This window comes from Marinobacter sp. ELB17 (genome assembly GCF_000169375.1).
Taxonomy (GTDB): domain Bacteria; phylum Pseudomonadota; class Gammaproteobacteria; order Pseudomonadales; family Oleiphilaceae; genus Marinobacter.
Genome location: NZ_AAXY01000034.1, coordinates 23,766 through 31,177, shown reverse-complemented (window position 1 = coordinate 31,177; position 7,412 = coordinate 23,766). Strand labels below are relative to the sequence as shown.

Genomic DNA, 7,412 nt, shown 5'->3' with positions numbered 1-7,412 from the left:
TATCCACCGCGCGCGGAAATTTATCCACGATCATTGCCCCGCCACCGACAGCGGTTCTATGCACGATGTCGGGTGTCGTTTGCCCCAAGGACTGGTGCGGGCGCTCACCGTTATAAAAGACAAAGTACTTCGTCAGTCCGACCAGTAACTCGCCCATCGTAGCGTAGCCATTGAGATACACATCCTCATGCTTGACGCTGCGCCAGAGGCGTTCGACGAAGATGTTGTCGAATGCCCGCCCACGCCCATCCATGCTGATGACAATGCCCTCACGGGTCAGCACGTCCGTGAAGACGGCGCTGGTGAACTGTGCGCCTTGATCGCTGTTGAAGATTTCCGGCCGACCGTGGTTGCGCAATGCATCCTCTAGGCAATCGACGCAGAACACCGCTTCCATGCTGTTGCTGATCCGCCAGCTGAGCACCCGGCGCGAGTACCAGTCGATAATGGCGACCAGATAAGCGAAACCATGCGCCAGGCGGATGTAGGTGATGTCCGTGCTCCAGACCTGGTTGGGTCTGACAATCGGGACGCCGCGCAGCAGGTAAGGATAGATCTTGTGTTCAGGGTGTGGACGGCTGGTATTCGGCCCCGGCGCCATGCCGGCCAAGCCCATCTCCCGCATCAGGCGTTGTACCCGCTTGCGATTGACGGTGTGACCCGCCACCTTGAGGAATACGACCATCTTGCGGCTGCCGTAGAATGGGTGTCTGGTATACTCCTCGTCAATCAGGCGACCGAATAGCAGGTCGCTTTCATCGACCGGCTTGGGCCGTTGCTGCGCATAGGCTGTGGCGCGGGATACGCCGGCCAGAATACATTGCTGAACGACGCTGACCGCAGCACCTTGGCTGATCCAGGCTTGCCGCGTCATGACTGGCTGACCCCAGACTTTTTTTTGAGCCAATCCAATTCCACCTTCAGCTTGCCGATCTCGCTGTAGAGCAGTTCTGGCTCCCGGTGGGCAGCCAGCGGCTTGGGGCCGCGCTTGCCTTCAAACAGGGTCTTGGCTTGCTCCTGTATCGCTTTCTTCCACTGACCAACCTGAACTGGATGTACGCCGTATTCCTGGCCAATCTCGTTGATCGTCTTTACGCCTCGTACGGCTTCCAAGCCAACCTTCGCCTTGAACTCCGAGGTGTGTACCTTCCGCTTCTTCGCTTCGCTCATCGTTGCTAATCCCCTTATGACAAAGTACAGCTTAAACCTTTGTCTTGAAAACGGGGTCCACTATAACCCACACACCAACACACAGCCGTCCGGCGTCCGCGCAGCATTATTTTAGGCCGCCTCTCCGCGGGCCGGATAATCTTTATCGATCACGAAATCTAGTGCCGACGCCAATTCCTTGAATGAGGGACGGGCAAACGGCATGGTTTGCACGGACGCGGCATATAGCGTGCCGTCCGGACGCACCAGAAACAGGCCCGGTTCGGAAAAGCGTTCCGGCTCATCGGAGTTGATACCGGAAGAAATGAACAGGCCCCATTCCCGCGCGGCGTCCAGCGACAGACCATAACCGAGCGGCAACGCATCGATGCCCCATTCCTTTGCCGTCTGCTCGGCGCGCTCCTGCGTGTCGCTGCTGATCGCGATCGGTTCCACGCCCTTGGCACGAAAGTCCTTCACGCAGTTCTGGAGGTCATTCAAGTAGCCTTTGCAAATCGGGCAATGCAATCCGCGATAAAACACAATCAGGGTGAAGTGATCGGGGGTTTGTTCACGCAGATGCCATGGTTGTCCGTTAACGCGCGCGACATTGAGTTCGGGTACGGGGTCTTGTGGTTTAAAGTTCATCGGAATACTCCGTTGGACGGGTCAAATGTGGCCCCGGCGGTTGCCCGCCGGCCAGAATCAGAGCGTCGACGCCCTGAAAGCTGTATGTGTTCTCGCCGCTCGGCTGCCTCTAGGGGCGCGAGATGTGCCCGACGTGCCAGAGTTGCAGAAATGTCAGGCCGCCGGCTTCATGGACGGCGTCAGTTACCTTGCCCCAACCCTCGTCCTGAGCCTCGGAGTGGATGCCGGGCCTGAACGCATAGCCCTTGCCTTGAGGCGAAACCTGAGTCGCTTAACCGTCGACGCGGACAATGGTCTCGGCGATCGCTTCGAGTGTGGTTTCGAACACATCGGGTTGGGGGGCCAAGGCATTGAACGCGATTCCGCCGCGAGCGACGAATGCGCCTTGGCAACCGGCGGCCATCGCCCCGATGACGTCCCAGTCGTGCACCGCGACCATGCGCAAATCGGACGTGTTCACTTGTAAGCGCTGGGCGGCCATGCGGTACGGCTCCGGGGCAGGCTTGAAGCGTCGGGTTTCATCCACTGAGAGTATAGCCTCGAAAAATGGGGCCAGACCGGCATTGTGCAACTGTGCCTGCGCCACGACTGGTATCGAATTCGTCAGTGCCGCCAGGCGAAACCCGGCGGCCTGTAGTCTTTCCAGCGACGGCCGCGCATCGGCGTGCGGCGACAGGTGCTGCATCTGTTCGAGAATCCGCTTGATCTGGCCTTCGGCCAAGCGCAGGCCGTGTCTGGCTGCCACGAGCTCTAGTGCGGTGCGTCCCAGCGCAGAAAAGTCACGATAGTCTTCGACGATCGTGACCGTCAGCGCGAGATTGAGCAGCTGCGCAAACCACTGGCTCTTGGCCTGCGTGTCGCCAAACACTTCCTGAAACGGTTGATCAAGGCCGCCCAGATCGAGCAGTGTTTCGTTGACATCGAACACGATGACGCGTTGAGGCATGACTAGGTTCCTTTTTTAAGGTGATTCAGGTAACGCAAGATTTCGCGGACCTGGTTCTGAAACGCACTTTGGGGGACAGGCCACCGAGACAACGTCATCAGCCCCAGCACGTTGCCGGCCAGAAAATCGGCACTGGCCTCTACGTCCACCGCGGCGTCCAGCCGACCCTGTTGACGGGCATCGTCTAGCGCGGCCCGCATCAGGGTGGTCAGTTCTTCCAGATAGTCGGTCACTAGCGTCGACGCCGGCGCGTCCAGATTGCCTTGATCGGACGCGGTCGCGACCAGCATGCACCCAAGCGATTGCCGGGTCAGTTCCGGGGATTCAGACACGCGTTGAAAAAACGTCTTGATGGCTTCGATGCCTTCTTCGTGAGCCCGCAAGGGATCCAGCAGACGGGCGGTGACCTGATCGCGATAGCGTTCGAGCATCGCCAGAAACAGGCCGCGTTTGCCACCGAACCGGTTATATATGGCGGCCCGGTTGAAACCGGTAATCGCCACAATCTCTTCGATGGGTATCTGCGCATAACCCCGGGCCCAGAACAGACGCATCGTCTTGTCCAGAACAGACTCCGAGAGCACGCGTTCAATCGCGTTTGCCATGGATCATCACCTTGCGTTCGAGCGGCTCATCTTCACATGCTGCGGTGTTGGGCAACGGCTTCTTCAAGCTGAGCTGGTCCGCTTTGAGGCCTTCCACCAATGCCTCGGCTACGCCTTCCGGGGTGTCATAGGCAAAACCCGCTTTATCGCCCAGACCGGCGGTCTCCATCATCGGGGTATCGGTCGCGCCCGGATAGACCGTCATGACATGGATGCCCTGGTCGGCCAGTTCGCGCCGCATCGCTTCACCAAAATGCGCAATCCCGGCCTTGGTCGCGCCATACGTCGCATAGAACGGCATACCCACCAGGCCGAAGATCGACGATATATTGACGATGGCAGCTTTCGGGCTTTGCCGCAGCGCGGGGAGCGCCGCCCGGGTCAACAGGATCGGCGCCACAAGATTGCTCTGCAATTGTGTGTTCACATCGTCTTCGGACAAGTTTTCGAGCCAGCCGGCGGAGACGACGCCGGCGTTATTCACGAGAATATCCAGCCCGCCATAGGTCTGGATGGTTTTCTCGACAACGGTTTTACGCCAACCCGCGTCATTGACGTCGCCGGCGACCACAATCGCCTCGCCACCGGCCTGCTCGACGCCCGCCCGCGTTTCTTCCAGCGAATCCTGATTACGGCCCGCGAGAACGAGTTTTCCGCCGTGTCGTGCGAAAGCCAGGGCGGTCTCGCGGCCAATGCCGCGGCTGGCACCGGTCAGCAATATCGATTTATCGGATAGTTCCATGGGTTATCTCCCTCGTCAAAATGTGTATGGACAGGTTCGACTCGTTAAATGAGCCTGAGCTTGAGCCAGTGCCCAGATAAACGCATTAGTCGTTCGCGTTATGGCTATCATCGTGTCCTATGCGAAGGGACACGGTTTCCCTGTCTTCCACTGTCTTGGCAAGAAGGTATATTCTTGAAATTAGAATGTGTGTCCTTTATCACGTTGTCAACGGCTGTCGGCGTCGTGCGCGATACGTAACTGTTTCGAGTCCACGGACACTGAGCAGCCCTTGACGCCAACCTGTTGCTCCAGCAAATGCTGAACGATCTGCACACATCCGTCGCAGTGCATGCCGTCGATAGTGAGTACCGTGGTTTTCATGCTTCGCTCCTGAAGGCAGGCCGGTGGGAGAACCCGCCTTGTTCGATACCTCTTTAGGAGAACAATGCGACCTGGAGTTGACTCAAAGTCAAGGAGTTATTTAAGAAAGATTGACTGCAGGACGCTTTCGGGCATTTCCTTCGCCAAGTTTTTCTTCAAGTCCATCATGAAGTGAGGCGAGGAGGGGACAGTTGACGTTACCTTGTTGGGCGCAGCATTCCTGCACCAATTCCTCCAATGCTCGCTCAATCCGTTGCAGGCTCAAGATTTTCTGCCGCACGCTGGTCAATTTTTGTTCGCCCAACGCTCGAGCTTCATCACAATGGGCGCCGTCTTCCAGCTTAAGCAACTCTCCGATTTCATCCAGACTGAACCCCAACCATTGGGCGGTTCGAATGAAGTGAAGGCGTGCCAATGCCTGCTCGTCGTAATGACGAATGCTGCCATAGGGTTTTTCAGGTTCTGCTACCAGCCCCCTGCGCTGGTAATAGCGGATGGTTTCCACCCCCATACTGGAGGCCTTGGCCAGTACACCGATAGTCATTGAGCATTGTTTTTCAGACATAGGGCTTGATTCCGTAGCTGACTACGGGAGTAACCTTACGGCAGTCAATCATGTCATGAAAGGAACCATTGTAATGTCAGAATCCAAAGCAGGTCGCGGTTCGCTGATTGCTGGGGGCCTTGCCGCTGTCGTGGCATCCGCCTGCTGTCTTGGCCCCTTGGTGTTAATCACACTGAGCATTTCCGGCGCCTGGATCGGCAACCTGGCCGCCCTGGAACCCTTCCGACCATGGTTCATCGGGGCTGCGCTGGTGGCAATGATTTTTGCCTGGCGTCAGATATACCGGCCTGCGGAGGCCTGCCAGCCGGGTGAGATCTGCGCAGTACCGCAAGTGCGCACGGCCTACAAGGTTGTTTTCTGGATCGTCGCGCTGCTTATTTTAACCGCGTTGGCGTTCCCCTTTGTCTTACCCCTATTTTACTGAGAGGCAATACACCATGAAAAAATCACTGATCGCCACGGCGTTGTTCCTGCTATTCAGTTTGCCCGCCCTGGCGGCGCAAAAAACGGTCGCCTTGTCGGTTCCCGGCATGACCTGCTCGGCCTGCCCAATCACCGTCAAAGTTGCTCTCAACCGGGTCGAGGGAGTGAGCGCTGTCGATGTCCGTTATGAAGAACGTGATGCTACGGTCACCTTCGACGATGCGAAAACCTCCGTTGAGGCACTGACTCAAGCCACGACTAACGCAGGCTATCCGTCCACGCTGAAACAAATCCAGGCGACACAGGAGTAACCATGCACAACCCCAAAACCCTGTTGCGGGTGAGTGTTATTGGCACCGTGCTGGTTGCGCTTTGCTGCTTTACGCCGATATTGGTGATTTTGCTTGGGACGTTAGGCCTGGCTGCACTGACCGGTTATCTCGACTACGTGCTGTTGCCCGCGCTCGCCTTTTTTATTGGCCTGACCTGCTATGCCGTATGGCGCAAGAGGAAACACGACGCCTGCTGCGATAGCCCATCGACTAAGGAGTAACGTTTATGAGTGACAACAACGTGCACATTGCAGTGATTGGCAGCGGCGGTAGTGCCATGGCCGCCGCCCTGAAGGCGACTGAACGCGGTGCCCGAGTGACACTGATCGAGCGCGGCACCATCGGCGGAACCTGCGTCAACATTGGCTGTGTGCCCTCTAAGATCATGATCCGGGCAGCCCACATCGCTCATTTGCGCCGCAAAAGTCCGTTCGATGAGGGCATCACGGCAACTGAACCCATGGTCGACCGGTCCCTTTTGCTGGCCCAACAGCAGGCCCGTGTCGATGAACTGCGGCACGCCAAGTATGAAAGGATCCTGGAAGACAATCCTGATATCACGGTCGTGCAGGGTGAGGCTCGTTTTATGGATGCCCGTACGCTGTTGGTCAAGGGTACTGACGGCAAGGCACACGAGATCGGCTTTGACCGTGCGTTCATTGGTACCGGTGCGCGGCCAACCATTCCCCCGATTCCGGGCCTGTCCGGTACGCCGTACTGGACCTCCACCACGGCGCTTGCCAGTGACACCCTTCCGGACCGACTGATTGTCATCGGGGCCTCGGTGGTGGCGGTGGAACTGGCCCAGGCGTTTGCCCGGCTGGGCAGCGAGGTGACGATTCTGGCACGTAGCCGGCTATTATCTCGTGAAGACCCCGCTGTTGGAGAAGCCATTCAAACAGCGTTCCAGGCTGAGCGTATAAGCGTCCTGAATGACACGCAAGCGAGCCAGGTCAGCTATACCAATGATGAGTTCATTGTCGCCTCGAATGCCGGGGAGCTGCGGGCCGATCGACTTCTGGTGGCGGTGGGTCGCACCCCGAACACTGAAGGGCTGAACCTGGATGCGATCGACGTAGAGACCGATCACGGCGCCGTCATCGTGAACGAGCAACTCCAGACTCGGGTGCCGGGCATTTACGCCGCTGGCGACTGTACCAACCAGCCCCAGTTTGTCTATGTGGCGGCGGCCGGTGGCAGTCGAGCGGCCGTCAATATGACCGGTGGCGATGCACGGCTGGATCTCAGCGCCATGCCGGCGGTGATCTTTACCGATCCGCAAATTGCGACCGCCGGTCTGTCCGAGGCGGAAGCCGAAGCAAGAGGCTACGCCACCGACAGCCGCACCCTGACCCTCGATAACGTGCCACGGGCCCTGGTCAACTTCGATACCGGGGGCTTCATCAAGATCGTCGCCGAGCGTGACAGTGGCCAGTTGCTGGGCGTTCAGGCCGTGGCAGGGGAAGCCGGTGAACTGATTCAGACCGCCGTGATGGCCCTGCGCGCCCGGATGACGGTGCAGGAAATCGGTAATGAGTTGTTCCCCTATCTGACCATGGTCGAGGGGTTGAAATTATGTGCCCAGACGTTTACCAAAGACGTCACCCAGCTATCCTGCTGTGCGGGATAAGGCAGAGCA

General features: G+C 58.1%; 11 protein-coding genes and 1 pseudogene. 4 read left to right on the top strand and 8 right to left on the bottom strand.

Annotation, left to right across the window (positions count from 1 at the left end):
• The 8 genes and pseudogenes from MELB17_RS20805 to merR form a co-directional block, all read right to left on the bottom strand.
• Window positions 1–1,170, bottom strand: a protein-coding gene (locus tag MELB17_RS20805; RefSeq protein WP_085988712.1) for an IS3 family transposase whose coding sequence is annotated in 2 segments (ribosomal slippage) — window positions 1–885 and window positions 885–1,170 — 1,171 coding nt annotated over the 2 segments. Because the reading frame shifts where the segments join, the coding sequence is not laid out codon by codon here. This gene is flagged as partial in the annotation.
• Window positions 1,171–1,281: 111 nt separating this feature from the next.
• On the bottom strand, window positions 1,282–1,797 hold the full coding sequence (locus MELB17_RS20795; protein ID WP_007352323.1) for a peroxiredoxin-like family protein: 516 nt from the start codon (window positions 1,795–1,797) through the stop codon (window positions 1,282–1,284).
• 109 nt (window positions 1,798–1,906) lie between these two features.
• A pseudogene (locus MELB17_RS24165) lies at window positions 1,907–2,053 on the bottom strand (alkene reductase); the annotation flags it as partial.
• A gap of 15 nt (window positions 2,054–2,068) precedes the next feature.
• Window positions 2,069–2,743 carry a haloacid dehalogenase type II gene (locus MELB17_RS20790; RefSeq protein ID WP_007352322.1) on the bottom strand — a complete coding sequence of 225 codons (675 nt, stop codon included), beginning with the start codon at window positions 2,741–2,743 and terminating at the stop codon, window positions 2,069–2,071.
• Between the two features lie 2 nt (window positions 2,744–2,745).
• Complete coding sequence (locus tag MELB17_RS20785; protein ID WP_007352321.1) at window positions 2,746–3,348, bottom strand: TetR/AcrR family transcriptional regulator; 603 nt, start codon at window positions 3,346–3,348, stop codon at window positions 2,746–2,748.
• On the bottom strand, window positions 3,332–4,090 hold the full coding sequence (locus MELB17_RS20780; RefSeq protein ID WP_007352320.1) for an SDR family NAD(P)-dependent oxidoreductase: 759 nt from the start codon (window positions 4,088–4,090) through the stop codon (window positions 3,332–3,334). Before MELB17_RS20780 ends, MELB17_RS20785 begins: the two co-directional genes overlap by 17 nt.
• Window positions 4,091–4,297: 207 nt before the next feature.
• Window positions 4,298–4,453 carry a heavy-metal-associated domain-containing protein gene (locus MELB17_RS24160; RefSeq protein ID WP_007352319.1) on the bottom strand — a complete coding sequence of 52 codons (156 nt, stop codon included), beginning with the start codon at window positions 4,451–4,453 and terminating at the stop codon, window positions 4,298–4,300.
• Between the two features lie 100 nt (window positions 4,454–4,553).
• Complete coding sequence (gene merR / locus MELB17_RS20770) at window positions 4,554–5,018, bottom strand: Hg(II)-responsive transcriptional regulator (RefSeq protein ID WP_007352318.1); 465 nt, start codon at window positions 5,016–5,018, stop codon at window positions 4,554–4,556.
• Between the two features lie 73 nt (window positions 5,019–5,091).
• Between merR and merT the strand changes: the two genes are divergently transcribed.
• From merT to merA, 4 genes are read left to right on the top strand one after another with little or no spacing between them, the layout of a single operon-like run.
• Entirely contained in the window at window positions 5,092–5,442 is a 351-nt protein-coding gene (gene merT / locus MELB17_RS20765) for a mercuric ion transporter MerT (RefSeq protein WP_007352317.1), read from the top strand.
• A gap of 13 nt (window positions 5,443–5,455) precedes the next feature.
• On the top strand, window positions 5,456–5,752 hold the full coding sequence (merP, locus tag MELB17_RS20760; protein ID WP_007352316.1) for a mercury resistance system periplasmic binding protein MerP: 297 nt from the start codon (window positions 5,456–5,458) through the stop codon (window positions 5,750–5,752).
• Between the two features lie 2 nt (window positions 5,753–5,754).
• Window positions 5,755–5,994 (top strand): mercury resistance system transport protein MerF, encoded by a 240-nt coding sequence (gene merF / locus MELB17_RS20755; RefSeq protein ID WP_007349244.1) that lies wholly within the window; start codon window positions 5,755–5,757, stop codon window positions 5,992–5,994.
• A 5-nt stretch (window positions 5,995–5,999) separates the two neighbouring features.
• Window positions 6,000–7,403 carry a mercury(II) reductase gene (merA, locus tag MELB17_RS20750; RefSeq protein ID WP_007352315.1) on the top strand — a complete coding sequence of 468 codons (1,404 nt, stop codon included), beginning with the start codon at window positions 6,000–6,002 and terminating at the stop codon, window positions 7,401–7,403.
• Window positions 7,404–7,412 lie beyond the last annotated feature (9 nt).